Annotated in this window: 20 protein-coding genes and 1 tRNA gene; 5 read left to right on the top strand and 16 right to left on the bottom strand. The window is 65.7% G+C overall.

All coding sequences use genetic code 11. The annotated features are described in order from the left end of the window. Positions 1-76: 76 nt before the first annotated feature. Entirely contained in the window at positions 77-1171 is a 1095-nt protein-coding gene (locus GGR45_RS02980) for a fatty acid desaturase family protein (protein ID WP_175314078.1), read from the bottom strand. 135 nt (positions 1172-1306) lie between these two features. On the opposite strand from GGR45_RS02980, the gene GGR45_RS02975 reads away from it, so the two are divergent. Beyond that, positions 1307-2458 carry an N-acetyltransferase gene (locus GGR45_RS02975; protein ID WP_175314076.1) on the top strand — a complete coding sequence of 384 codons (1152 nt, stop codon included), beginning with the start codon at positions 1307-1309 and terminating at the stop codon, positions 2456-2458. Positions 2459-2507: 49 nt separating this feature from the next. Here the strand turns inward: GGR45_RS02975 and GGR45_RS02970 are convergent, their stop codons facing one another. Together GGR45_RS02970 and GGR45_RS02965 are read right to left on the bottom strand one after the other, a co-directional pair. Further along, positions 2508-2762: a hypothetical protein gene (locus tag GGR45_RS02970; protein ID WP_175314074.1), complete on the bottom strand. Its 255-nt coding sequence runs from the start codon at positions 2760-2762 to the stop codon at positions 2508-2510. 23 nt (positions 2763-2785) lie between these two features. Next, positions 2786-3046, bottom strand: coding sequence for a hypothetical protein (locus GGR45_RS02965; RefSeq protein WP_175314072.1), 261 nt, complete (start codon positions 3044-3046; stop codon positions 2786-2788). Between the two features lie 549 nt (positions 3047-3595). Here GGR45_RS02965 and GGR45_RS02960 point away from each other — a divergent pair. Next, positions 3596-4261 carry a class I SAM-dependent methyltransferase gene (locus GGR45_RS02960; RefSeq protein ID WP_246358000.1) on the top strand — a complete coding sequence of 222 codons (666 nt, stop codon included), beginning with the start codon at positions 3596-3598 and terminating at the stop codon, positions 4259-4261. Next, positions 4258-4881 carry a hypothetical protein gene (locus GGR45_RS02955; RefSeq protein ID WP_175314068.1) on the top strand — a complete coding sequence of 208 codons (624 nt, stop codon included), beginning with the start codon at positions 4258-4260 and terminating at the stop codon, positions 4879-4881. The genes GGR45_RS02960 and GGR45_RS02955 overlap by 4 nt, the downstream gene beginning before the upstream one ends. A gap of 210 nt (positions 4882-5091) precedes the next feature. Here GGR45_RS02955 and GGR45_RS02950 read toward each other — a convergent pair whose 3' ends face one another. Next, positions 5092-6765 (bottom strand): aminotransferase class III-fold pyridoxal phosphate-dependent enzyme, encoded by a 1674-nt coding sequence (locus GGR45_RS02950; protein WP_175314066.1) that lies wholly within the window; start codon positions 6763-6765, stop codon positions 5092-5094. A gap of 38 nt (positions 6766-6803) precedes the next feature. On the opposite strand from GGR45_RS02950, the gene asd reads away from it, so the two are divergent. Then, positions 6804-7661 (top strand): archaetidylserine decarboxylase, encoded by an 858-nt coding sequence (gene asd / locus GGR45_RS02945; protein ID WP_246357999.1) that lies wholly within the window; start codon positions 6804-6806, stop codon positions 7659-7661. A 68-nt stretch (positions 7662-7729) separates the two neighbouring features. On the opposite strand, the gene GGR45_RS02940 is transcribed toward asd, so the two are convergent. The 6 genes from GGR45_RS02940 to GGR45_RS02915 form a co-directional block, all read right to left on the bottom strand. After that, complete coding sequence (locus GGR45_RS02940) at positions 7730-9598, bottom strand: methyl-accepting chemotaxis protein (RefSeq protein ID WP_175314063.1); 1869 nt, start codon at positions 9596-9598, stop codon at positions 7730-7732. A 205-nt stretch (positions 9599-9803) separates the two neighbouring features. Further along, positions 9804-9880: transfer RNA gene (locus GGR45_RS02935), tRNA-Arg, on the bottom strand. A 71-nt stretch (positions 9881-9951) separates the two neighbouring features. Then, the gene (locus tag GGR45_RS02930; protein ID WP_175314061.1) at positions 9952-10383 is read right to left on the bottom strand and encodes a DUF1178 family protein; all 432 of its coding nucleotides are present in this window, start codon (positions 10381-10383) and stop codon (positions 9952-9954) included. After that, positions 10380-11204 carry a carbon-nitrogen hydrolase family protein gene (locus tag GGR45_RS02925; RefSeq protein WP_175314059.1) on the bottom strand — a complete coding sequence of 275 codons (825 nt, stop codon included), beginning with the start codon at positions 11202-11204 and terminating at the stop codon, positions 10380-10382. The genes GGR45_RS02930 and GGR45_RS02925 overlap by 4 nt, the downstream gene beginning before the upstream one ends. After that, positions 11201-11458, bottom strand: coding sequence for a glutaredoxin 3 (grxC, locus tag GGR45_RS02920; protein ID WP_175314057.1), 258 nt, complete (start codon positions 11456-11458; stop codon positions 11201-11203). The genes GGR45_RS02925 and grxC overlap by 4 nt, the downstream gene beginning before the upstream one ends. A gap of 31 nt (positions 11459-11489) precedes the next feature. Further along, positions 11490-12305: a ComF family protein gene (locus GGR45_RS02915; RefSeq protein WP_285161248.1), complete on the bottom strand. Its 816-nt coding sequence runs from the start codon at positions 12303-12305 to the stop codon at positions 11490-11492. Here GGR45_RS02915 and GGR45_RS02910 point away from each other — a divergent pair. Continuing rightward, positions 12304-13146 (top strand): class I SAM-dependent methyltransferase, encoded by an 843-nt coding sequence (locus tag GGR45_RS02910; RefSeq protein WP_175314055.1) that lies wholly within the window; start codon positions 12304-12306, stop codon positions 13144-13146. The two genes, GGR45_RS02915 and GGR45_RS02910, sit on opposite strands and share 2 nt — an antisense overlap. Here the strand turns inward: GGR45_RS02910 and GGR45_RS02905 are convergent, their stop codons facing one another. The 6 genes from GGR45_RS02905 to GGR45_RS02880 all read right to left on the bottom strand — a co-directional run bounded on the left by GGR45_RS02905 (position 13147) and on the right by GGR45_RS02880 (position 25267). Beyond that, positions 13147-13536, bottom strand: a complete 390-nt coding sequence (locus tag GGR45_RS02905; protein WP_175314053.1) for a response regulator — start codon at positions 13534-13536, stop codon at positions 13147-13149. It lies immediately after the preceding gene. A gap of 66 nt (positions 13537-13602) precedes the next feature. After that, entirely contained in the window at positions 13603-16041 is a 2439-nt protein-coding gene (locus GGR45_RS02900) for a tetratricopeptide repeat-containing sensor histidine kinase (RefSeq protein WP_175314051.1), read from the bottom strand. After that, positions 16010-17224 (bottom strand): EAL domain-containing protein, encoded by a 1215-nt coding sequence (locus GGR45_RS02895; protein ID WP_285138965.1) that lies wholly within the window; start codon positions 17222-17224, stop codon positions 16010-16012. The genes GGR45_RS02900 and GGR45_RS02895 overlap by 32 nt, the downstream gene beginning before the upstream one ends. A 386-nt stretch (positions 17225-17610) precedes the next feature. Beyond that, positions 17611-18780, bottom strand: a complete 1170-nt coding sequence (gene argE / locus GGR45_RS02890) for an acetylornithine deacetylase (RefSeq protein WP_175314047.1) — start codon at positions 18778-18780, stop codon at positions 17611-17613. Positions 18781-18821: 41 nt separating this feature from the next. Continuing rightward, complete coding sequence (locus GGR45_RS02885) at positions 18822-23054, bottom strand: translocation/assembly module TamB domain-containing protein (RefSeq protein WP_175314044.1); 4233 nt, start codon at positions 23052-23054, stop codon at positions 18822-18824. Then, positions 23054-25267 carry an autotransporter assembly complex protein TamA gene (locus GGR45_RS02880; RefSeq protein ID WP_415640794.1) on the bottom strand — a complete coding sequence of 738 codons (2214 nt, stop codon included), beginning with the start codon at positions 25265-25267 and terminating at the stop codon, positions 23054-23056. Before GGR45_RS02880 ends, GGR45_RS02885 begins: the two co-directional genes overlap by 1 nt. Positions 25268-25349 lie beyond the last annotated feature (82 nt).

The following is a 25349-nucleotide window of genomic DNA, read 5'->3' as shown; positions in this document are numbered from 1 at the left end:
ATCCACGCCCCCTGCCCGGCATTCTCACGGACCGTGGCCGAAGCACACGCTCTGCTCTTCGCCATACGCCGAGGGGTTATTTCCCCCGGCGAATGGTGCTCATTCCGATCTTCGCCATCACCGTCGGCAGCCCCGTGTAGCTCGCCTTGTGATAGGGCGAGTCCGGGGTCAGCGCCGCGCTGATCCGGCGGTGCGCCTCGCCCAGCGCATGATAGGGCAGCGAGGGCAGCAGGTGATGCAGCGCGTGGTAACGCAGGCCCACCGGCGCCCACAGGCCGGGCAGCAGCGCGGGCGGCGGGACGTTGACCGAATCGAGATACTGCGCGGTCACCGTCATCTGCTCGCCCTCATTCTCCCACAGATGGGCGACGAGCGTGCGGACCTGGTTCAGCACCGCCACCGCCGAGCCGATCACGAAGCCGATGGCGAAGCCGCGCACCGGAATGATCCCAATCGCGACCATCGCGATCAGCGCGATCGCCCAGATCGAGGCCGCCGTATCGGTGCGGTTGAAGCGGCGCAACGCCTCGCCCTCCGGCATACGGCGACGGAATTGCGGATTGATCGCCAGGGCCGAATAACGTTCGACCACGATCTTGCGCAGCCCCGGCACGATCCAGGACAAAGGCGACAGGATCGCGAAGCGGATCAGCAGCCCCAGCGGCGCCAGCGCGGACACCAGGATGAACGCCGGCAGCGTCCAGGGCTTCATCAGCGCAAGCGGCAGATATTCGGGATCCTCGGCGGTGCCATAGCGCGTCTTGGCATGATGGAGATTGTGCACCCCTTCATACATGAAGGCGGGGGTCAGCATCGGCACACCGACCAGCGCATTCCAGCCCTCGCGGAAACGCGGCAGCGCCGAATGCTTCATATGGCTGACTTCATGGATGAACAGCAGGGCGCGGTAGAGCGCCAGCACCGCCACGACCGAGGCCACCACCGTCACCCCGCCCGACGAGGCCGTCACTGCCACCGCCAGCGCGGCATAGCCGATCAGCGCACTGCCCACCATGTCGGCCCAATACAGGCCAGGGCGTGGCGCGATCAGATCGCGGGTCAGCTCTGCCGCAGCGCGCAGCATCGCCTTGTCGTCCGCAATCGGGACACGGGGCGCGGGCGCGACGGCGGCGTTGGCCGAGGCCCGATCGAGAGAAAGCGTCGATTCCATGGGTCTATCCTTTGCCCCAACATAGTGGCGACATGGTGGCATTCCCACCAAGGGGTGTGACGGAATCCTCACTCGCTATGATCGACGCAGACGGTTAGGTACGGACGCGATACCATTGTTCGGACCGCATCGCCCATGACTGTCTCCATCCGCCCCATTTCGTCCAAGCGCGATCGCAAGACGTTCGTCGACGTCCCCTTCTCCATCTATGCCAACGATCCGCACTGGGTCCCGCCGTTGAAGACCGAAGCCCTGGGGCTCATCACGCCGGAAAAAAATGGCTGGTACAGCCATGCCAAGGTGCAGCTGTTCCTGGCGGAGGAGAATGGCAAGGTCGTCGGGCGCATTTCGGCGCATCTCGACACGTTGGCGCTGGAGATGTCGCCCGAACAGGGCTTCGGGCCTGGGGTCGGCTTCTGGGGCCTCATGGATGCGACGCGCGAGGATGTGTTCCGCGCCCTCCTGTCCGCCGCCGAGGGCTGGCTGCGCGATCAGGGCATGACTCGCGCGGTCGGTCCCGTCTCGCAATCGGTCTGGGAAGAACCGGGCCTGCTGGTCCAGGGGTTCGATCAGGATCCGACGATCATGATGGGCCATGCCCGCCCCGAATATCAGGGCTGGATCGAGGCGGCCGGGTACGGCGTCATCAAGCAGCTCTTCACCTATGAGCTGGACATCACGCAGGAATTCCCGCCGATCGTCCAGCGCATCATCAAGTCGGGCGAGAAGAACGAGCGTATCCGCATCCGCGAGGTGAACAAGGCCAAGTTCGACGAAGAGGCCGCGATCATCCTCAGCATCCTGAACGATGCGTGGTCGGACAATTGGGGGTTCATCCCCCTCACCCCACCCGAGGTTAAGGATGTCGGCGTCAAGCTGAAACCGATCGTGTTCAACGACTTGATCCGCATCGCCGAGCTGGACGGCAAGCCCGTGGCGTTCATGATCACCCTCCCCGACCTGAACGAGGCGATCAAACCGCTGAACGGCAGCCTGCTCCCCTTCGGCTGGGCCAAGCTGCTGCTGTGGCTGCGCGCGCCCAAGGTGCGGACGATGCGCGTGCCGCTGATGGGCGTGGTCAAGGAGCTTCAGGCGTCGCGCATGGCCAGCCAGCTGGCTTTCATGATGATCGAATATATCCGCCGCGCCTCGGTCGAGCGTTACGGCGCGTCGCGCGGCGAGATCGGCTGGATCCTCGACGACAACCAGGGGATGCGCTCGATCGCCGAGACCATCAAGAGCGACGTCAACAAGACCTATAACGTCTATTCGCGCGATCTGGGCTGATTCGCGCCGGGTGGGGCCGTCCTGAAATGGCGGCCCCGTTTCCCGTGCGTCACTTGTTCCGGCCGAGATAGTTGAGCGGGTCGACGCCGTGCCACATCCACTGCTTGCGGGTCATGCAGACCTTGCCGCGCATGATGTGATCTTCCTCGACATTCAGGAAGCAATAGCGCGTCGGCTTGGCCTCGGCGGCAGGAGCCGTTGGCAGCGCGGCGGCCTCGACGCCCGGGGCGGCGGGCTTGGCGACGTCTTCGCGTGGAGAAGGAGCTGACAGGGCGACAGCGGCGGCGAGCAGGGTGAACATCATGATGGATCTCCGCTTTTCAAGGCTTAGCGGCGCGCGATGCGGCCGGTGGGCAGTTCGCCGTCCATGGCGATCCATTGGTCGGCCGTGCGGCAAATCTTGACCGGAATATGCGAGCCGGTGATCTGCCCGACGGCGCAGTAGCGGGTCGTCTTCGACGGCACGGCGGCGGACTGACCACCCGTGGTGGCAACGGCCACGGTGTTCAGCGTGATGGTGTTCGGCTCGACGGGCTCATGGGCCGGAGCGGCGGACAGGGTCGATGCGATCAGCAGTGTCAGCAACATGGTGGTAACTCCCTAGATGCCGGGTCATCCCGACAAGTGAGTTACTGCATTAGTCATGCCATACACATGAATCGTTTTATTTCAATCACTTATGTCGTTCTGTAACTGTGCGAGATGCTAATGCGTGGCAAATTTTGCCATATGGATGGGAAAATTCGCCACGCGAATGACGAGCGTCAGCCGAAGGTCGATTGCCTTTCCCATCGGGCAGGGAGGCCGAACCCTGCCACGCCATTGCAAGTCGGTGAGCGAGGCTCATCGAATCGCGAACTATCCGCTTGAAAGAATAGAGACAGTATAGGTCATCGTCGCGCCAGCATTGCCGACACAGACATGAGCTCATCGGGCCATTCCCAAAATCGGAACAGCGCCTCTATCTTGCTACATATATGCGATATGCGACATATTCATGCACGAACGATGACATATTCGTTGCGCTATTGCGAAAATCTCGCAAACCGCATGACATTTGTCGTGAAACTGTCACCGCCCGCTGCGAACAGGGATCGCATCGTCGTTCAACGGGATGCCCCTTCGATGGCAACGCAGATGAGTACCGCCAGCGTCACCAAGGCCTATGACCGCTGGTCGCCTGTCTATGATCTGGTCTTCGGCCCCGTCTTCAAGAAAGGGCGCTCCGCCGCGATCGTCGCCGCAGAGCGGATCGGCGGCCGCATCATCGAAGTGGGGGTCGGCACCGGCATCTCGCTTCCCCAATATTCCAGCAAGAACCGCATTGTCGGCGTCGACCTGTCCGAGCCCATGCTCGACAAGGCGCGCGAACGGGTGCGCAGCGGCAAGCTGACCCATGTCGAGCAGATCGCCTATGGCGATGCCGAGGCGCTGCAATTCGCCGACAACAGCTTCGACGTGGTGGTCGCCCAGTACGTCATCACCGCCGTGCCGAACCCGGAACGGGCGCTGGACGAGTTCGCCCGCATCTGCCGCCCCGGTGGCGAGATCGTCATCACGACGCGGGTCGGCGCTGGCGACGGTCTGCGCGGGCGGATCGAAAAGACGCTGATGCCGATCACCAGCCGCTTGGGGTTTCGCACCGACTTTCCGTTCGAGCGCTACACCGACTGGGCGGCGACGCGCGGCGACGTGGAACTGGTCGAAAGCCGTCCCCTGCCCCCGCTCGGCCATTTCTCGCTGGTCCGCTTCGCCAAGCGCCAGCCCCAGCCCGCATTTCAGCCCCAAGGACACGGCCAATGACTGGTTTTCGCGCGCAGCTCGCCGAACAGCGGTGGGACGATCATCGTTATTATCATCATAGCCTGGTCAACCAGAGCCTGCACTTCGTCAGCGCCTGCACCTTCCTGACCGCCTATGTGCTACTGTTCATTGACCCGGCGGTGGCCAGCCTGCTTGGCTGGGGTGTGGCGATGACCAGCCGCCAGGCCGGGCATTTCTTCTTCGAGCCCAAGGGCTATGACCATGTGAACAAGGCGACGCATGAGCATAAGGAAGAGATCAAGGTCGGCTATAATCTGGCCCGCAAATATGTGCTGATGGGCATATGGGGCGCGATTCCGCTGGTGCTGCTGGTCCAGCCAACCTTGTTCGGCACGCTGGAATATCCGGACGGCTTCATGGGCTATCTGCGCCATGTCGGCATCGGCTGGCTGGGGCTGGGGATCAGCGCAATTATCGTGCGGGTGATGCAGCTCTGGGCGAAGCGCGATCTGGAGACCGGCCTTGTCTGGGCGACCAAGATCGTCACCGATCCGTTCAACGACTTCAAAATGTACAGAAGCGCTCCGCGCCGCCTGATGAAGGGGGAGCGGATGGATCATCACGATGTCGATGATTTCGAGGATTTGAAGGCGGCGTAACGCGCGGCTTGGGTTTGACGAACAGGGCGGCGGTTCGAGGAGGACCGCCGCCCTTTTTATTTTCCAACCTCTCGTCTGGCCGCTCCCCTCCCGCAAGCGGGAGGGGATGGGGGAGGGCAAAGCCACAGGCGACGATCTCAGTGAGACACCCTGCCCTCCCCCCCAACCCCCTCCCGCCTGCGGGAGGGGGAGCAGTGAAACGGGAGAGGCTCAGCCCCGCCCCAACCGCACCGCCAGCGATTCCTTCAAAATCCGCCGCCGGATCGCCTTGTTCGCGGCCTTCAGGTCGCTGGGCGCGTCCGGCGAAGTCCACCACCAGCCATCGTCACGCATCTGTTGTCCCGCTGCAACGAAGCGGTCGCAAATATCCGCGAACAGGGTGTCGTCGATGTCCAGGCTGAAGATCAGCCGCCCGGTCCCGACCCAACTCAACGCCAAGCCCTGCGCCCGGAGATAATATTGCAGCATCCAGTTATAGGGCGAGGCGACGGAGTAGAGGATGGTCCAGATCGTCTGGACATGCGCGACCGACAGCGGCAGCCCGGCCTGTGCCATCCGTGCGTTGAACATCGCGGCGCGCGCATTCCACCGCTCGTCCAGTCCATCGTAGAGGGCCGCCACCTCGGGCGTCTCCAGCCGGCGCAGAAAGGCATTCATCGCCCCCATCACCATGGGATGCGAGTTGAAGGTCCCGCGCGCGAAGCAGATGTCGACTGGACGATCCTCGCGCCAACGCTTCATCAGATGCGCCGGACCGCACAGCACGCCGACCGGCAAGCCGCCGCCCAGCGTCTTGCCATAGGTGATGAGGTCGGGCCTTACGCCGAAATATTCCGGCATTCCGCCTTTCGCCAGGCGGAAGCCCATGAACACCTCGTCAAAGATCAGGACGATGCCGTTGGCGCGGCAAGTCGCGGCCAGCCGGTGCAGCCATTCGCGATAGGCGACCAGATCCGCCCCCGCCTTGCGCCCACCATCGACCAGTTGGCCGTCCGAGGGCGCCGAGCCATTGGGGTGCATGGCCTGAAGCGGATTGACCAGCACACAGGCGATGTCCTTGCGCGTTGCCAACACCTTCAGCGTCCGCTCGGACATGTCGGCCAGCGTCAACGTCCGATCGGCTGCGACGGGATTGCCGATCCCCGGCTGCACATCGCCCCACCAGCCATGATAGGCCCCGGCGAACCGCACCAGACGCGGCCGCCGGGTATGATAACGGGCCAGACGCACCGCCTGCATCACCGCCTCGGTCCCCGACATGTGGAACGACACCTCGTCCATGCCCGACAGAGCGGTCAGGCGGCGGACATTGTCGGCAACGACCGGATGGAACGATCCCAGCACGCCGCCCAGATCAGCGACGGTCGCCGCCCCCTCGGCCATGGTCTGTTTGTAGAATTCGTTGCCGAACAGATTGACGCCATAGGACCCCGTCAGATCGATCAGCCTGTTGCCGTCCAGATCGACCAGGATCGGGCCTTCCGACCGCTGATAAAAGGCGCCGGTCGCCAACGTCGTGCGCACCTTCTCGCGAAACTGGAACGGCACTCGGTAGGCGCCGGTGAATTGCAGGTCGGACAGGCCCGCGCGCGTCTCTTTGGTCAGCGCCAGCGTCTGGGCGAATCGTTCGGCAAACAGCGCGCCCAGCCGCTCGAACCCGGCGCGGCGCTGGTCCGCTACGGCATCCGGGGCATCGTCGACGCGGAAGAAGCGGTCCTCTCCATAGCTATAAAAGGGAATCTGTCCGGCGATGCGCTTGGCCATACGAACATGCCCGCCCAGTCCCGGATGCTTGGCGCGCGACAGGGTCAGCCGCCGATGTCCCTTCGTCAGGGCGACGGCACCGGCGGAAGCGGCCAGCAGGCCAGTGAGAATCGGGTTCATGCGGCCTTTGACCGCGGACCCATGACGGAGGCATGACAATGCGCGGACCCATCATGCGGTTCTTCCTCAACGAGGACATCAATTTCCTCGTCACCAATCGCCTGCCGCGTCGATTCGCGACCAAGGCGGTCGGCCGGATCGCCCGGATCGAGCATCCGCTGATCGCCAGACCCAGCCTGGCGCTGTGGAAATTCTTCGCCGGGGTCGACCTGTCGGATGCGCGGACGACGCGGTTCAAGTCGCTGCGCGACGGGTTCGTCCGGCCGCTGCGTGACGGAGCACGTACCTTCGACAATGATCCCGACACGATCGCCAGCCCTTGCGACGCGCTGGTCGGCGCGCATGGCCGGATCGAGGACGACCGGCTCTATCAGGTGAAGGGCTTTCCCTATCGCCTGGGCGACCTGATCCCCGACCCCGCACTGGTCGAGCGGTTCCGCGACGGATCGTTCATTACGCTCCGGCTCACTGCGGGCATGTATCATCGATTTCACGCACCCGCCGACATCGCGGTGGAAGGCGTGTCCTATCTGTCGGGCGACTGCTGGAACGTGAACCCGATCGCGCTCAAGCGGGTCGAGCGGCTATTCTGCCGCAACGAGCGCGCGGTCATCGAGGCGCGTACCCTGGTGTCGGGCCTGCCGCTGCTGATCGTGCCGGTCGCGGCGATCCTGGTGGCGAGCATCCGCCTCCATTGCCTCGACACCGAACGCACCTTGCGCGAACATGGCCCCGGTCGCCGGGCCTGCTCGGCCCGGATCGCCAAGGGGGAGGAAATGGGCTGGTTCGAGCATGGCTCGACCATCATCCTGTTCCTGCCCAAGGGAATGCGATTGACCGAGACGCTGATCGAAGGACAGGCGATCCGCGCGGGCATGGTGATCGGCCGGATTTGAGGGGCTTTGTCAGCCCCGCCCCTGTGTCCTTATTCCTCCCCCTTTTGAGGGGGGAGGAATTCGGCCGTTTAGAACTCCGACCAGTCGTCGTCGACAGCGACCGCCGCATTGGAGGCGCGGGCCACGCGCGGGGCGGCGGCGATGCGCGGGGTCGCCTGCGCCACGCGGGCCTGCAACTGGTGAACCGGCGAGTGATGCGCCGGCGGGGCGGCATGGCCCGACATGGCGCCGTCGGTCAGGCGGAAGCGGCTGACCTGGCGGGTCATGTTGCCGGTTTCCTCGGACAGGCTGCGCGCGGCAGCGGTGGCCTGCTCGACCATCGCGGCATTTTGCTGGGTCACGCCGTCCATCTCGGCCACGGCGGTGTTCACCTGCTGCAAGCCGGTCGCCTGTTGCGCCGCGGCCGAGGCGATGTCGGACACGAGTGCATTGATTTCACCGATCCGCCCGGTGATACGGGTCAGCGCGCTGCCCGCCTGGGCGACCAGTTGCACCCCGGTATCGACCTGCTGGGTCGAGGCGGTGATCCGTTCCTTGACGTCCTTGGCGGCATCCGCCGAGCGCTGCGCCAGCGCACGCACTTCGGAGGCGACGACGGCGAAACCCTTGCCCGCATCACCCGCGCGCGCCGCTTCGACGCCCGCGTTCAACGCCAGCAGGTTCGTCTGGAAGGCGATGCCGTCGATCACCGCGATGATCTCGCTGATCTCGCTCGACGAGCGTTCGATACCATGCATCGCCTCGACCGCCTTGCGCACCACTTCGCTGGATTGATCGGCGTCGGTGCGTGTCTCGGTGACGACCTGGTTGGCGCGCTTGGCATTTTCCGCGGTTTCGCGCACCGTCTCGGTAATCTCGTGCATCGCCGCAGCGGTTTCCTCCAGGCTGGCGGCCTGCTGCTCGGTCCGGTGCGACAGATCGTCCGACGCCTCGCGGATGTCGGCGGCGCCGTTGGTGATCCCCTGCGCGCTGGCGTTCACGGCGCTCAGCGTCGCGGACACCGCCTCCATGGCGTTGTTGAAGTCATGCTTCAGCTTTTCGAACGGCCCGGTGAGCTCGGCGTCGATCCGCTTGGTCAGATCGCCCTGGGCCAGCGCGGCGAGCCCGCTGCCGATGCTGCCGACGATCAGATTGGTCTGTTCGGCCTTGGCACGCTCCGCCCCGGCAAGCTGGTCCCGGAACGCGACCATCGCCTCGGCCAGCTGCCCGACCTCGTCGCGGCGCGGATCGACCTCGAGCTTGGCATTCAGATCGCCCGCGGCGAGCCGCCGCATCACGATCGTCATCGCCGACAGCGGGTTGGCAATGCCCCGGATCAACGTCATCAGCAGGAAGCCGGCCAGACCCAGGACGATGACCGAAATGGCAATGGAGGCGTTGCGCGACCAGATATAGTCGGTGCTTGCCGCCGCCATCTCCTTGTCCATCAGTTCGATCTGGATGTCCTGCATCACGGCCGCGTCGGCATTGGCGCGATCGAATACGCGCTGGCTGGCCCGATAGCTGGCCAGTGCCTCGCGGTCCTGTCCCTGACGCGCCAGCGCCACCGTCTTGCGCGACATGTCCATGAACGCCCCCCAACGTTCCTTGAACACGCCGAACTGCGCGATGGCCTTGGGCGCCTTGAAATTGAGGTTGAGATACTCGACATTCTTGTCGATCATCGCGACGCGTTCCTTGACGACCCGGTCCATCGCGTTGAGGCTGTTGGCATCTTCCGCCAGGATCATCGCGGCCTCATAGCCCCGATAATCCGATGTTGCGGTGTTGAGATTGGCGATCGCCACCAGCTTGTCGCGGCGGCTACGGCCCAGATTTTCAACCGCTTCGTTGAGTTGATGCTGACTTATGATCGACAGCACGGTCATCACGAGCAGTGCGCTGCCCAGGATCCCGAACGCCACGAGCAACTTTCCGCTGATCTTCAAATTTTTCATGATATCCCGCCCCGACATGATGATGGGCGATATACTGAATAGGTTGAAAATCGGTTATTTATGGCCGTGTCGGGCTTAACTCATGACAGAAGGTTCACGAAGCTCGATGGCGGATTTCCGACGTTTGCACGCATTCGGGCGCCAGACGGTCCCGCGAGGTCCGACCCAAAAAAATCGCCTGTGCCAGCATGAGGGGAAATTTGCATGGTGACCCCGACTGGATTCGAACCAGTGGCCCTCAGATTAGGAATCTGATGCTCTATCCTGCTGAGCTACGGGGCCTCATGCTAGCCGCGTGATACAGACCCTGCGCCATGGGGTCCAGAGCGCTTTCCCGCTCCTCCGTGCACCGCTCAGTTCGCCAGCTTGGGTGGCACCACGGGCAAGGGCAAAGGCGCGACCGGCACGCCCTCCTCGACCAGCGCCTTGGCCTCGGCAAGGCTGGCCTGACCGTGGATCGGCGTCACGGGCGCCTCACCCTCGTGCATGGCGCGCGCCTTTTCGGCAAAGGCGGAGCCGACCCAGGTCGATTTCTCCAGCATTTTTGCCTGGGCCTGGGCAAGGTGTTCGAGCGCGGCCTTCATCGCCTGGGGATTGGGCATGTCGGGCTTGGTATTGCCCTTTGCGGCGATCTGCGGCGCCATCACCGCCTTTTCGATCATGCGGTCGCCGCAGAGCGGGCATTCGACCTGCGCCTTGTCCCGCTGTTCCGCATAGGCGGCGGACGAGGCAAACCATGCCTCGAACACATGCCCGCCCGAACAGCGCAGGTCGAAGACGATCATGCCCGCACCACCGACGGGATGGCGCGGCGATGGCGGATGGCGGGCAGTCGCTCCCGCACCGCCTCGACCTGGGTCGGGTCGATCGCGGCAAAGCCCAGCCCCGCCGCCTCGCCCATGTCGAGCAGCACCTCGCCCCAGGGGCCGACGACCAGCGAATGACCATAGGTGGCGCGGCCGTCCTGATGCTCGCCGGTCTGGGCGGCGGCGACCAGATGCACGCCCGCCTCGATCGCACGCGCGCGGAGCAGCACATGCCAATGCGCCCCACCGGTTGGCCGGGTAAAGGCGGCGGGCACCGACAGGATCGTCGCCCCAGCCTCCGTCAGCGCGGCGAACAGCGCCGGGAAGCGCAGGTCATAGCAGATGGCCAGGCCCAGCCGACCCACCGGCGTGTCGACCACGATCGCGCGGTCGCCCGGTACATAGGCGGCCGATTCGCGCCAGCTTTCACCGCTGGGCAGGTCGACATCGAACAAATGCATCTTGTCATAGCGCGCGCGGATGTCGCCGCGATCGTCGATGACGTAACCGCGATTGGCCAGCCGCCCGTCCTCCACGCGCATGGCCAGCGAGCCCAGATGGACCCACAGGCCGTGCTCCGCCGCCGCCGCGCGAACGCGGGCGAGCACCGGATCCCGGTCTTCCGTCGTCAGATGGGCTGCGGCCCGCGTGCGGTCGCGGTCGATCAGCCCGGACATTTCGGGCGTAAAGATCATGGCCGCGCCTGCTGCCGCCGCCTCGGCGATCGCGCGTTCCAGCACATCGGCATTGGCGGCGGGATCGATCCCCGCCGTCATCTGCAACACCGCGATCGAGGTCATACCGCCAGAAGCGGGTCAAGCCCTCCGCGCTTGTCGAGCGCCGCCAGATCGTCCGAGCCGCCGATATGCTGACCGTCGATGAAGACCTGCGGCACGGTGGTGCGCCCGTTCGCGCGCTGGATCATCTCGGCACGCTGGGGGCCGCCCATGGTGATGTCATATTCCTGGGGCTCGACGCCCTTGGAGGCGAGCAGCGCCTTGGCCCGGGTGCAATAGGGACAGAACGCTTTGGTGTAGATTTCGACCTTTGCCATGCCCTTCAGGTGTGGCGCGGGGGGGCACTTGTCAATCGCCCGCCCCCTCTATCACACGTGCCCAGCACAGGATCGCAACCGAAGCCGCCCCCGCCGCCAGCAGCGCCCGCACGCACGCCCCCGCCGTGGCGCCGGTGGTGTAGACATCGTCGACCAGCACCACATGCCGCCCCCCTACCACCGCCGGATCAGTGACGCGAAACGCCGCCGTCACCGCCGCGCGCCGCTGTTTCGGGGACAATCCACGCAGCAGCGGCGTCGCGCGCACCCGCTGCAACGCGTCGCGTGCCAGCGGCACGCCGGTGCGCCGCGACACGCCCTCGCCGATCAGCACGGCCTGATTGAAGCCGCGCCGCCACAATCGCCAGCGATGCAGCGGAACGGGGAGCAGCAGGTCGGCCCCCGGCGGCATCCGCCGCGCCATCGGCCCCGCCATCGTCTCTGCCACGCCGATCCGCCCGCCATGCTTCAGCCGGATCGGCAATTGGCGCGCGATCGGGCCATAGGCCACTGCCGCATGGATACCGGCATGACGCGGCGGATCGGCCAGGCACGCGCCGCATCGCCCCGTCAGCCCGCCCAGCGGCATGCCGCAAGCCGTACAGCCCCCGGTGTCGAGAAAGCGTAGTTGACCCCAGCATGGGCTACAGAAACGATGATCCGCCTCGACCGGCTCGGCGCATCCCGGACAGCGTGGCGGCAAGGCCCAATATGCCAGTGCCATCAGCGGGGCGGTGAGCACGGCTCGGCCCCGCTCTATCGCAAATCCGATCTGTTTCGATCCCGCCCCCATCGGCTTTGCCTTGTCCCCGATCGCGCGAGCGCGCACAAGCGCGCGGGTGAGCATGTCCACCATCTTCGACCGTCACGCCCGCCGCCTGCGCCGCGACCGTGCCCAGCCCGATTTCGCCGAACATGATTTCCTGCGCGCCGCGATGCTCGACGGCCTGGCCGAGCGGCTGGATGCCGTCACCCGCCCGTTCCGCGACATATTGGACCTGGGTTGTTTCGATGGCGGGTTCCTGCCGCCGCCGGGAGCGCGAGTGGCGCGGCTCGACCCTGGCTTTGCCTTTGCCCACGCCGCACACGGCGTTCAGGGGGATGAGGACCGCCTGCCCTTTGCCGATCGCAGCTTCGACCTGGTGGTCAGTGCGGGCGTGCTCGACCAGATCGACGATTTGCCCGGCGCGCTGACGCTGATCCGCCGGGTGCTGCGGCCCGACGGGCTGTTCCTGGCGGCGTTCGTCGGCGGCGGATCGCTGCCCCGCCTGCGCGCGGCGCTGCGCATCGCCGAGGCGGAGCGACCGGTGGCACGACTCCACCCGCAGGTCGATGTCCGCTCGGCGGGCGACCTGCTGATGCGCGCGGGCTTCACCCTGCCGGTGGCGGATATCGAGACGCTGGCGGTGCGCTATCGCGGTTTCGGGCGGCTGCTGGGCGATCTGCGCGGCATGGGTGCCAGCAATCTTCTGGCCGAGCGGCGTCCGATCGGGCGGGAGGCACTGGCAACGGCGGCGGCGGCCTTTGCCGACATGGCCGATCCCGACGGGCGCGTGGCCGAACAGTTCAACCTGGTCTTCCTGACCGGCTGGGCTCCCGATCCGTCGCAGCCCCTGCCCGCCAAGCGCGGCAGCGCTACCGCATCGCTGGCCGAGGCGCTCAGGCCCAAGCCGGACGCGGGCGACTAGTCAGCCGATGATCGCGCCGCCGCGATCGCCCGCCAGGATACGGCCCATCGCCTCGAACAGCTGATCCATCGCGACGGGCTTCACGATGACATCGTCCGCCCCCGCGCTCAGGCAGCGTTCGCGCAGATCGACACCACTATCGGCCGTGACCACGATGATCGGCACCTCGGCCTTTTCGTCGCCGCGCGCACGGATGTGGCGGATAGCGGTGATGCCGTCCATGCCCGGCATTCTCAGATCGATCAGGATCATGTGATACTCGCCGCGGTCGATCATCTCGAGGCCGAGTTCGGCATTCTCCGCCTCCGCCATGTTGGCGCCGGCGACGTCCAGCATGTCGCGCACGACGCGGCGGTTCATCCTATCATCCTCGATGAAAAGGACGTTCATCGCCGTCCCCTTCGCCCGTTGAGCCGGATGGCGTGTGTGATCGAGGTCATGAGACCGCCCTAACGATCATGCCGCTTGCGTTACAAGTGGCGTAGCGGTGGTTTGCGGCGAGGTGTCGAACATCTTCCTGATCACCTCTGCCCCCGCGATCGGCTTGGCGATAACGCCAATCAATCCCTCAGCAATTAAATTGTTCCCCTCCAACGATTCTGCTTCCGGCCATAGCAGATGGACGGGCAAGGGACGGTGACTGGCGGCGACAATACCGGCCAGCGCGGCGGCGACCCCTTCCTCCCGGATCGCGCTGTCGTCGACCAGCACCTGCGTCACCCCGCCGTCTTGCAGGCGACGCGTGGCCTCCTCGGCATTCCCGGCAAACAGGACCTGGGCATGGGGAGCGCATAGACTGGTCCACATTGCGCGCCGGATGGGATTGCGGTCGACGATGAGGACGACGGGCCGCTCTGGCTCCGCCACGGTTTCGACCTCGATCAGCGGCAGGTCCAGCGTGAAGCACGATCCCTTGCCCGGCTCGCTCGTTACCGTCACGTCCCCACCCATCGCGCGGGCCAGACGCCGACAAATGGCCAGGCCCAGCCCAGTGCCGCCGAATTGGCGCGTGGTGCTGGCATCCGCCTGGCGGAACGCCTCGAATATCTCCTCCAGCTTGTGGGGGGGAATGCCGATACCGCTGTCGGTGACGCTGATCGACACAGTCTGGGCATGGCGGCGGGCGACCAGAGCGACCTGCCCGACGCTGGTGAATTTCAGCGCGTTGGACAGGAGATTGAACATGATCTGCCGGACGCGCGCCGGGTCGCCCATCACCATCGTTGGGCAATCGCGCAGATCGAGCGTGAAGCCGATCGCCTTGGCCGCCGCCTGCCCTTCGAACAGGCGGGAGGCGTCGCGGACCGTCGTCTCCAGATCGAACGGCACATGCTCCAGCGTCAGTCGGCCATGCTCGATCTTGGCAACGTCGAGCAGGTCGTCGACCAGCGCGCGCATGGTCAGCCCGGCGCCGTGCATCACCTCGACCCGCTCACGCTGCTCGCTCGCCAGCGCCGCGTCGGCCAGCATCACCTGGGTCATGCCCAATATACCGTTCAGCGGCGTCCGAATTTCATGGCTGGTCGTCGCCAGGAACTCGGTCTTGACCGCCAACGCCTTTTCCAGCTGGTCGTTGGTCGCCGCCAGCTCGCCATGCGCCGCGCGAATGCGGTTTCGGCTGCGACCCAGCGTCACCAGCCAGATGCCCAGCAGCGCGAAGACCATGACGATCGCTGCGACCGACCCGATCAGGATGAACCGTTCGGTGCGCAGTTGCTCCCGCTCGAAGGCGATGTTCCGTTGAAGGTCGGCGGCCTTCATCCGCGCGATCCGCAGTTCCTGATTGGCGAAATGAAACCGCGCGCCCATCAATGCGAGATTGGTCGAGGTGGCCAGCCGCGTCGATTCATCGTCGATCCGCTTCAACGCCTCCAAATGGCGGAGGGCGTCAGCCGTTCGCCCGGCCGCCGCATAGATATGATAGGCGCTTTGATGCGCGTCGCGCTGCGATACCGTCGTTCGCGTAAGGTCGACGCCCTGGAAGCTGCGATCGATCAGCCGTGCTGCTTCGGCCAGTCGGCCACGTTGGAAGGCGGCTTGCGCCGCGATGCTGCGCAGCGCACGGATATCTTCGGCGCTCGCCTTAGGATCGAGGCGCGCGACCTCGGCGATGGTGGATTCTGCCTCGGCGACGCGGCCCATTTGCAATTGGGCGCGAGCGACATTGCGGCCAATCACGGCCTGAAGCACCGGGCTCTTCATCTTCCGCGCCAGGCGCATCGCTTCGTAACGCTGGGCCAGCGCGTCAGCGGGGCGGGACAATTCGCTCAGGGTCAGGGATCGGTTGTTGAGGATCGCCAGGCGGAAAGTGTCGTCACCCCGATAAGTGTTACTCGCCTGTTCGAGATAGCGGAGCGCCGAGGTGAAATCCTTGGCGTCGTTGTACAGGTCGGCGATCTGGACAAGCGCCTTGGCCCGCCCCCGGGTGTCGTTCACTTGCTGGAATACCCGGTGCGCAGATTGATAGGCATTGAGTGCCTCGGCGATCCGGCCGTCTGATCGAGCCAGCCCCCCTTGCGACAACAGAACGTTGCCCATCAGGTCGGATCCAGGAGCCAATGCCCGCGTCGCCTGCATGGCAGCCGCAATGGCCTGCATCGCCTCCCTATTATGTCCCAGACGGACCGCGCTTTCCCCCCGCAGCCAGTCGGCGGTCGCCATTGCCAGGGCACGCTGACGCGGATCGGCAATGGCCCCAGCGGCCCGACGCGCCCGCTCGGCACTGCGCAGGGCGAGCGCCGGGTCGCGGAGCATGTCGGTCTTGGCCGTGTCGATTGCCCGCATATAGGCGCGTGAGGGGCCGGGCTCGGCCGCCCGGACCTCCATCCCCGACAGCAGCAGGGCCAGGGCGACAAGCCCCAGCCTAACCGCGCGCATCGGCCACAAGCCGGGCAAGGGGCATCGGCTTCGCCAACGCCGTGGCGGCTGCGTGCGCCTGCTCATTCAAGAAGCGGATCAATGCATCGAACCCAATTGGGCGGCTGATCAGATAGCCCTGGATCATGTCACACCCCATGACGCTGAGCAGTGCCAGCGTCGCGGGTGTCTCCACTCCTTCGGCGACAACTTCCATTTCCAGCGCATGGGCAAGGTCGATCGTCGAGCGGACGATCAGGGGATCGCGGTTGCTGCTGGTCAACTGGGTGATGAACAGCTTGTCGATCTTGAGTTCGCAAGCGGGCAGTTGCTTCAGATAGGAGAGCGAGGAAAGACCTGCACCATAATCGTCGATCGCGACCGCGATACCCATGTCGACAAAGGCTTGAAGATTGGCCATCGCGCTGTCGGGATCGCGGATGACCGAGGTTTCGGTGATCTCGAACCCGATACAGGCTCCGCTGTCGATGACGAGCGCACAAGCCTCGCGTACGAAATGCGGGTCGCCCAGCAACATGCCCGAGATATTGATGAAGATTCGTAAGGCATGCCCGGCCGCCGCCAGACGGCGTTGGTCGGCGATCACCTGCCGCAAAATCCATAGTGTGAGCGGCCCGATGATCCGAGATTCTTCGGCAACAGGAATGAACTCTACCGGACTGATCAGCCCATAGCTCGGATGGCGCCAGCGCAGCAGTGCCTCGACGCTGGCCACGCGCTGTTGCCGGACGTGGACCTTGGGCTGATATTCCACGAACAGACCGTCTTGGGCGATGGCGCAGGTCAGTTCGTGCGCAAGTGCGATTCGGTCAAGCCGTCCGGTGGGGACGGTCATCTCGCGCACGATCAGACGCCCCTCGACCTGCGCATCGGCGAGCGCACGCTCGGCCTCTTCGAGAAGGCGGATGTCGTCGTCATGGGGCAAGGCTGCGATGGCGGCGCCCAACACGGGTTCGATGCAGCAATCGCCGTCGGGAAGGGCAAAGGGGCGGCCCAGAATTTCGGCGATGGTGAGTAGTTGCGCATCGAGCGCTTCGCGGGTCGCGGCGCGGATCATCACTTCGACCTGCGCGGGCGCAGTCGGCCGGGCAATGGCGTCAGGAATGCACTGGGCCAACCGGTCGGCTACCGCATCGATCAGCAGGCCAATGAGCGCGCGGCCGAGCCGGCGGCGAAGCAGCGTGAAGTTGCCAACGCCCACCAGTACCAGCGATTGCCACTGGGAATCTGTACCTGCCGTGACAGGGGTCGGGGCGCCGGGCGCGATTCGGGAATGGCCGTTCTTCACGCCCGGAAAGTTACGGGCAGAGATTAAACAAGGTATTAACCCCGTTTGCCCCGCCGATCTAGTCGCTTGGCCCTTCCTAACTTGCCCATTGCGTAATGGTTAATGGTGAATTAACTATATTCGGGCATCGAAAACGGTGCCTATGAGGGAGAAAACCCATGCTGAAGTTCATTCTGGCGCTGATCCAGGGCGAATCGATCCGCCCCTGGTAATCTATGTTAGGTTGTGGGGCGATCTAAACGCCGTTTCCGGCTTGATCGCCCCATGACTTCTTTGTCATTTTCGAACTATCGCGCTTGTTACTGGACCAGGTCGTCTGCCAACCGCAGCATGAAGGCGGCGCCACGTTCCATCTGCTGAATTTCGATATATTCGTCTGGCTGGTGGGCCTGGGCAATCGACCCCGGGCCGCAGATCACCGTCGAGAAACCGGCCCCCTGAAACTGTCCCGCTTCCGCCGCATAGGGCACCGCCCGTGCCGGGCCATTGTCACCCGCCCAGCGCCGCGCCAGTCGCTCCGCCACGCCGTCCGCCTCGGGTGCGAAGGAGGGTGTGCGCGACCGCCGCTCGACCCGGACCCCAGCCTCGGGGAAACGGGCGCGCAGTTCCGCATCCGCCGCCTCGCATGCCGCAAAGAATGGCGTGAGCAACGCCTCGGGCTCCTGGCCCGGCAAGGTGCGTAGGTCGAAGGCGAAGCGACATTCGCGCGCCAGGATGTTGACCGCCGTACCGCCGTTCATCTGCCCGATGGTCAGCGTGGCGTGATGCGGGCAAAAGGGACCGTGCGGATCGCCCGCCGCCGCCAGCTGGTCGGCGAGATCAGCGAGGCACTGCATCAGCCGCACCGCGACCATATTCGCCGACGCGCCCAAATGGATCAGGCTGGAATGTGCCTCATGCCCCGTCACCGTCACGTTCCAGGTGGCGATGCCCTTGTGCCCGCTGACCACCACCATTTCGGTCGGTTCGCCCACCACCACCGCGGCGGGGGATGGCAACGCACGCGCAATCTCGGCGATCATCGAGGGAGCGCCCAGACATCCCACCTCCTCGTCATAGGAAATGGCAAGATGCAGCGGCCGCGTCATGGTCCGCCGCGCGAGATAGGGGGCCAGCGCCAGCGACAGCGCCAGGAACCCCTTCATATCGCACGTCCCCCGCCCCAGCAGCCGGTCGCCGCGCCGGGTCAGTTGCCAGGGATCGCTCGTCCAGGGCTGGCCGTCGACCGGCACCACGTCGCTATGTCCCGACAGGACGACGCCGCCCGGCTCCATCGGGCCGACGGTGGCGTAGAGATTGGCCTTGCGGCCGTCGGTGTTGAACACCCGCCGCCCGGTGACGCCGATCCTGCCCAGATGCCGCTCGACATATTCGATCAATTCCAGGTTCGACTCGCGCGACGTGGTGTCGATCGCGATCAGATCGGCCAGGATGGCGGTGGCGTCGGCGGCAAGGTGTTCGGGGGTCATGCGAACATCTTGCCGTATGTGACAGTTTGGCGAAACCCCGCTTAGAAATCCCGCGAATAGCGCAGGCTCGCCGCCGATCCGCCGAACGAGCCGGTCTGGGTCAGCAGGCTGAGCGTGCGGGTCAGCGCGATCTGCAACTGGGTGGCGGTGAAGCCGCGCGCGTCGGTGACGATCTCCACATAGATATTGTCGGTGATGTATTTGCCCGCCGCCAAGCTGGTCCCCCGGCCGGTCGCCTCGTCCGCGCCCAGCACGCGCAGACGGTCGAACCCGGTCGCCGAGCGCAGCTTGCCCAGCGGGTTCAACCCGCCGCCGCCCGAGCCGCGCAGCGAGTTGAGCGCGGCGGCAAGCTGGATCGCCTCGGTCGCCGACAGGTTTTCGGGGTTGGTTCCGAACAGCAACCGGCTGAGCACCTCGTCCTGCGGCAGGGTCGGCGTCGAGGTGAAGCTGATCTGCGGACGCTGGCCGGTACCGGTGACGTTGATGACCGCGGTGATGCCATCGGTGGTCGTCGTCGCCTGGATATTGATGTCCGGATCGGTCAGCGCGCCGCCACGGAAACGGACCGTGCCGCGATTCACCTCGAACCGCTTGCCCGCGAAGCTGTACGTGCCGCGCACCAGATCGAGGCCGCCATTGATCGTTGGCGCCGCACTGGTGCCGCCGATACGCAGGTCCATCTTCCATTCGGATTCCAGCCCCATGCCGGAGACGAACAGCTGATTGTCCGCATGCACCCGCAAGTCGAGGCGGAACAGCCCCGGCGGCGGTGTGGGGGCCGGCCGATCGGTCGGACGCGGGGTGCGGATTTCGCTGCGACGGCGCACGCCGGTCAGCTCCGGCACCTCGGCCTGACCCTGGCGGATGATCTGATAGCGCGCATTGGGCACGGTCAGGTCGCCCTGGATCAGCCCGCCGTCGCGATTGTGGGTCAGGCGGATCGTGCCGCTGGTCGTCGCGGCGAGCGCATCGCTGTCGGCCAGCCGCGCATTGTTCAGCCGCGCGCGCAGATCGATCGGATAGCCGCTGTCGGCCGCCAGCCCGATCGAACCCTGGGCCTGGATCGTCCCCTCGCCCGCCTTGGCCTGCAAACGGCTGATCTCCAGCCGGTCATTGTTGAAGCGGCCCGCCAGCTGCAGATTGGTCAGGCGGGTGCCATAGGCTTCATTGTCATAGGTCAGATTGTCGGCGCGGATCAGGCCGTTCAGTTGCGGCGCGGAAACGCGGCCACCGAAGTCGGCGGCGACCGCAATCGGTCCGCTCAGCTGCTGGTTGGGCAATGCCGCAAAGGAGAACAGCACCGCCGACGGGCCGTTATAACGGATGCCACCCGATAGCGGCGCCTGCATCAGCCGGTTGACCCAGCCGCCATTGCCCGGCGGCAATGGACGGAGATTGGCGACCATGCGGCCGACCACCGTCTGCCCGCGCCGGATCAACGCGCGCGCTTCACCGCCATTGGGGACCAGACGGCCCGCGAACACGATGTCCACCGTCTCCGACACCGCCGCCAGGCCGGTGCGCCGGAAATTGGCGATGGTCAGCCGCGCCTCGGCCGCCGGGAAGCTGGCGTCGCGCGCCTGCGCGAAGTCCAGCGCACCGCTCGCCTCGCCCGAAATGCCCAGATTGGGGACGAAGGCGTCGAGGATCGACAGCTGCAGCTTGTCCAGCCGCGTCTGCACCTTCAGGCCATTGCCATAGCTGCCCGCCACCAGCACCGATCCGCGTCCGAAATCGATCCGGGTCGGCGTCACCTGCCACTCACCCTTCGCATTCTGGATGCGCGCGGGGTTGGCGGTGCGGAAATTGATGCCGTTGGCCTGCCCCTTGGCTGCGACCAGATAGTTGTTCGGCGCCAGTTGGGCATTCAGCGCAATGTTGAACGGGATGCTCGACGATCCGGTCAGCACCGCCTGCGCGGTGCCACGCCCGCCGGTATAGTTCACCTTGGCGCGCGAGGATTGGATGACCACCTCGCCATAGCGGGTATCGGCCAGCTGCGCGTCCGCGACGATCTGCGGCGCGTTGGGGAACATCACCACGCTGGCGTTTACGATGGCGCGGCCGATCGTGAAGTCGATCATGCCCGGAATACGGGCGTTATAAGCCCGCGCCGCCACATCCGCGCGCTGGTTGCCCCCCTGATCGGCGAGCTGGACGCGGCCGTTGATACCTTGTCCCGCAAATTGCAGCGCGCCTGCGAACGGCCCTGCCGCCGTCTGGACCACCCGCCCGCTCGCGTTGATCCCGGCAAAGACCAGGCTACGGACGTCGATCGCCAGCTGCCGCCCGGTGGCGACCAGCACATTGGCGGTGAAGGGACCGTAATTGGTGTCGCCGCTAGCATTGACGGCATAGGCGCCGTTCTGCCCCACGATCCGTGCCTGGAGATTGGCAAGGCCGACGCCGACACCCGGCTTGGCCGCGCGCAGCACGATCACCGGGTTGGTCTGCGATCCCGTCACCCGCGCGGTGATCGGGCCGTACTGGTTGGAATAGGCATCCGCCTCGACCGCGAGCGCGCCATTGGCTGGATTGAACCGCCCGCTGCCGCGCGTCACACGGAACTGCGGCGCGGCCAGCCGCAGGCCGCTGAAGGTCACGATGCCTTGCGGGCTATATTCGACATCGGCGCGGATGGTCGCATTGCCACCCAGGAAGTTGCGCGCACCCTCGTTGAAAATCTGCGAGGTACGGGCGACCACCCGGCCCTTCATCCCGAAACCGCCCGGCGTCGCCACCAGATTGGCGTCGGTGGTCAGGTTGATGATGCCGATGCTCTCGACCCGGTAATTGTTCACCCGGCCCTTCAGCGCGCCGGTGTAGCGGCCGGTCTTCAGGTTCGCGACGACCACGGCGGTCGCGTCGATATTGTCCGACCGGATGCGCAGATTGTCCGACAGGATATTGGGCATCGCGACCGCGAAGTCGCCCTGGATCGCGACATTGTTGGTCAGCCCGCCCACGGCGGCGTTCAGCCCCGCGATCCGCTTCGCCCGTGCTTTGACCGGCACCAGGATGCGGTCGGCATTCACCTTGGCAAGACCCTCGGCATAGAGGTTTTCCACCGAAGTCTCGCCAAAGCCCAGCGCCGCCGCGCGGATCTTATAGTCCACCGTCGGCGTCGCGAACGCACCGTCCAGCACCACGCGCGCCAGCACGTCGCGACCACGCAAATTGGGCGCGATGGCGCCGGGCGTCAGCAGCTTGGCGTCGACCGCGAAGTTGCCGAACCGGCTGTTGGCAAGGTCGAGCAGACCGCCCGCATCGACCATCAGGGCCGAGGACCGCAGCTTCATCCGCGTATCGGCGCGACGTTCGTTGAGGGTGGTATCGATCGCCACCTGGAGCGCAGGCGCGGTCAGTCGTTCGACCGGGCCTTCCAGATACAGGCCGGGCCGGGTCACGCCCCGCACCTGGATATGGCCGTCGCGCGCGGTCGCGTTCAGATTGGCAAGTTCGCCGCCGCCCAGCGTCGCGATCGCACGCCCCCGCCACGTCTTCCACCCGCCGCGTCCGTCGACCGACAGGGTCAGCGGCGCCTTCAGCCCCGCCATCGACGCGACGACGCCGCCGGTCGGCGCAGTCAGCTTCACGTCGACCGCCAGCCGGTCGGCATCGGGCACCGCGTCGAGCATCAGGCGCAGGCGGTCGCCGCCTGCGACGCCCGGCCCGCGCAGCGCATCGGCGCTGGCCGTCACCTGCGCGCGGCGGTCGGCGATATGCACCTTGCCGTCGATCGCCAGCACATGGCGCTGCCCGGTCACCGGCGCACCGATCACCAAGCGCTTGAGGGTCAGCCGATTCACGTCGATGTCGAGATCGGGGAGCAGCGGCGCATTGGGGTCGCTCGGCGTCGGTTTCAGCTCGGGCCGCCTTGCGAGCGTCACGAGATCGGCGTTCAGCGCGCGGACGTCGATATGGTTGTTGGTATAGGCAAAGGGCCGCCAGTCGACGTCGAGGCGTGGGCTGGACAGGAACACGCCCTTGGGATCGCTGACCCGCAGATCGACCAGACGCATCTGGCCATAGAGCGACCCCTCGATCCGCCCGACCTTGATGTTCAGGCCCGAGGCCGTGGTATAGCCGCCCAGCTGGTCCGCGACGAAACGGCGACCCGGATCGGTGTTGATGCCCAGCAGGATGGCACCGACCAGCAGGATCAGGCCCAGGATCGTGATGCCGATCCATTTGAGCACCCGCTGCCACAGCGGACGGTGCACGATGACGGTTTCGTTGACGGGCTCAGGCGCCATGGTCTGTTCGTCCGCCATCAGAAGGCCTGCCCGATCGAGATGTACAGGGCGACCTTGCCGTCACCCGGGCGCGGGTTCAGAGGCGTGGCCACGTCGACGCGCAGCGGCCCGAAATTGGTGTAGAAGCGCCCACCGATGCCCGCACCGAAGCGCAGGTCCTTGCCCGTGGGCAGCGTGCTTTCGTAACTGTTGCCCGCATCGACGAACGGCACGATGCCGAAATTGCCGAAGCGATAGCGTGCCTCCAGCGCGAACTCGTTCAGGCTGCGTCCGCCGACCGGGTTGCCCTGCGGATCGAACGGTCCCAGCCGCTGGAAGCCGTAACCGCGCACCGACCCGCCGCCGCCGCCATAATAGCGCCGAGACGGGGCCAGGTCGTCGCGGTCGATGCCGAAGATCGCCCCCGCGCGCGCGCGGCCCGCGATCACCAGACTGTCGTTGAAGGGGTAATAGAAGGTCCCCTCCACCATGGTCCGCGCATAGGGCCGTACCGCCCCGCGCACCGAGGTTTCCGGGCTGAGGTTCAGTTTTAGACGATAGCCGCGCGTCGGGTTGAGCAGGTCATTGGACTGGTCGAACACCACCTGTCCCGGAATCGCCGCGATGCCATAGGTCCCGCGCACCCTCTCGCCGCGCGCGAAATCATAGACGCTTTCGTTCGTGCCGGTCAGCTCGCCGCCAAAGGCATAGGTGAACTTCTTCTGCCAGATCGGCGTCGAGTCATAGCTCCAACGGAAAGCGACCGTACCGATGAACGCGTCGAAGGCGTCGTAATTCTGATGGCTGGCCGAGGCGATGACCTGGAACGTCCGGTCGCGCCGCCCGGCATTGGAGCGGCGGAAGGTGCCGCTCAGCCCCTGTTCCTGCGTGCCCGCGATGACCGAGGCGATGATCGCGCCTTCGGGCGAGAAGGCGTTGCGGTTGGTGAAGCTGCCCTGCAAACGCACGCCCTGGCCGGTCGAATAGCCGCCTTCGCCCGACAGGGTACGGCTCGGCCCCTTGGTCTGAGTGACCTGCAGGTCGATCTGCTCGGTGCCGTCGGGGTTTATCCGCCCGGTCTGCTTGGGCTCGACCGCGACGCCATTGAACAGGCCGGTCGCGACCAGCGCGTTGCGCAGATCGTCGGTCAGCCGCGAGTCGTAGAGCTGCCCCTCATCGAAACGCGGGAAAACATTGAGGTGATCCAGATCGAACACCTTGTCCCCGACCGTCGTCAGCTTGCCGAACGAGGAACGCGGCCCCGTATCGACCGGCAGCGTATAGGCGCCCACCGGCTCCGGCCCCTGATCCTCCAGCAATATGTCGCGCTGACCCACCTTGACGAAGGGATAGCCACGCTGAGGCAGGACCAGGCTGACATTGGCCTCCGCCCCCTCGATCCGCGCGGCCTCGATCGCGTCGCCGACCTTGAGCGGCAGGTTGGAGCGGATCAGATCGGTGGGCACGGTCGGCTGCGCCTTTACCGTGATCGAGGACAGGCGATAGAGCCGCCCCGGCGTCGCGGTCAGCACGACCTTCAGACGTCCCGCCTCCCCGTCGGCGGCGGTTTCGCGTTGCAGGGTCGAGACGGCGGTGGCGTCATAATAGCCCAGCGACTTCATCAGACGGATCGCCAGCTGCTCGTCCTCGCGCGCCCGCGCCGAAACCTGGGTCGCATTGGCAGCCTTGCCCTTGCCCTCACGCAGCGCCGACAGCCCCTTGAACTCATCGTCCAGGTTCAGCTCGGCGAGCCCGCGCACATCCATGTCATAGCGGATGTCGGGGGCACGCTGGCTCTTGGCATCAGCGGCGGTCTCGAGCGGGGCCGACTCGAAGCTGCCCAGCGGCGTCAGCGGCTGGGCAAGTTGCGGGTCCTCGGGCGCGATCGCACCGATCGCCTCGCCCGTCGCCAGGGGCTGCGTCGTCTGCGCACCCGGCAAGGGCGGGGCGGCCTGGGGAACCGGAATGGTCGCTGACTGCGGCTGGTCCTTCGCCATCGACGACAGCGGCTCCAGCGGCGCGTTGATGTCCCCGCTGAGCGGCGGCAGCGCGGCATTGAACTGCGCATCGGGAACGATCGGGGCGTTGCCCTGCGGATCGGCGCCGCCGTCACGCTGATCCTGCGGCAGGCTCGGCCCTTGAGCGGGCGCGGTGCCGGGCTTCGACAGCTGCGCCGATACCGGAGAGGGAAAAAGGGTGGGAGCGATCAGCGCGAACGCAAGCCAGGTATGTCTGCCGATCCGTTCCGCCACGCCGTCAAAAGCCCCTTTCTCACAGGGCTCTTCCGTAATTCGGAACGATCCCCCACCGCTTCATAACGCCGACAGAAGCCGT

This window comes from Sphingomonas zeae, from assembly GCF_014197135.1.
Classification (GTDB): Bacteria; Pseudomonadota; Alphaproteobacteria; order Sphingomonadales; family Sphingomonadaceae; genus Sphingomonas; species Sphingomonas zeae.
This window is presented reverse-complemented; position numbering and strand designations above follow the sequence as displayed.

Bases quoted from the DNA above. Each gene is read 5' to 3' on its own strand.
- GGR45_RS02980 (WP_175314078.1), bottom strand. From the start codon at position 1,171: ATGGAATCGACGCTTTCTCTCGATCGGGCCTCGGCCAACGCCGCCGTC.
- GGR45_RS02975 (WP_175314076.1), top strand. From the start codon at position 1,307: ATGACTGTCTCCATCCGCCCCATTTCGTCCAAGCGCGATCGCAAGACG.
- GGR45_RS02970 (WP_175314074.1), bottom strand. From the start codon at position 2,762: ATGATGTTCACCCTGCTCGCCGCCGCTGTCGCCCTGTCAGCTCCTTCT.
- GGR45_RS02965 (WP_175314072.1), bottom strand. From the start codon at position 3,046: ATGTTGCTGACACTGCTGATCGCATCGACCCTGTCCGCCGCTCCGGCC.
- GGR45_RS02960 (WP_246358000.1), top strand. From the start codon at position 3,596: ATGAGTACCGCCAGCGTCACCAAGGCCTATGACCGCTGGTCGCCTGTC.
- GGR45_RS02955 (WP_175314068.1), top strand. From the start codon at position 4,258: ATGACTGGTTTTCGCGCGCAGCTCGCCGAACAGCGGTGGGACGATCAT.
- GGR45_RS02950 (WP_175314066.1), bottom strand. From the start codon at position 6,765: ATGAACCCGATTCTCACTGGCCTGCTGGCCGCTTCCGCCGGTGCCGTC.
- asd (WP_246357999.1), top strand. From the start codon at position 6,804: ATGCGCGGACCCATCATGCGGTTCTTCCTCAACGAGGACATCAATTTC.
- GGR45_RS02940 (WP_175314063.1), bottom strand. From the start codon at position 9,598: ATGAAAAATTTGAAGATCAGCGGAAAGTTGCTCGTGGCGTTCGGGATC.
- GGR45_RS02930 (WP_175314061.1), bottom strand. From the start codon at position 10,383: ATGATCGTCTTCGACCTGCGCTGTTCGGGCGGGCATGTGTTCGAGGCA.
- GGR45_RS02925 (WP_175314059.1), bottom strand. From the start codon at position 11,204: ATGACCTCGATCGCGGTGTTGCAGATGACGGCGGGGATCGATCCCGCC.
- grxC (WP_175314057.1), bottom strand. From the start codon at position 11,458: ATGGCAAAGGTCGAAATCTACACCAAAGCGTTCTGTCCCTATTGCACC.
- GGR45_RS02910 (WP_175314055.1), top strand. From the start codon at position 12,304: ATGTCCACCATCTTCGACCGTCACGCCCGCCGCCTGCGCCGCGACCGT.
- GGR45_RS02915 (WP_285161248.1), bottom strand. From the start codon at position 12,305: ATGCTCACCCGCGCGCTTGTGCGCGCTCGCGCGATCGGGGACAAGGCA.
- GGR45_RS02905 (WP_175314053.1), bottom strand. From the start codon at position 13,536: ATGAACGTCCTTTTCATCGAGGATGATAGGATGAACCGCCGCGTCGTG.
- argE (WP_175314047.1), bottom strand. From the start codon at position 18,780: ATGACCCCCGAACACCTTGCCGCCGACGCCACCGCCATCCTGGCCGAT.
- GGR45_RS02885 (WP_175314044.1), bottom strand. From the start codon at position 23,054: ATGGCGGACGAACAGACCATGGCGCCTGAGCCCGTCAACGAAACCGTC.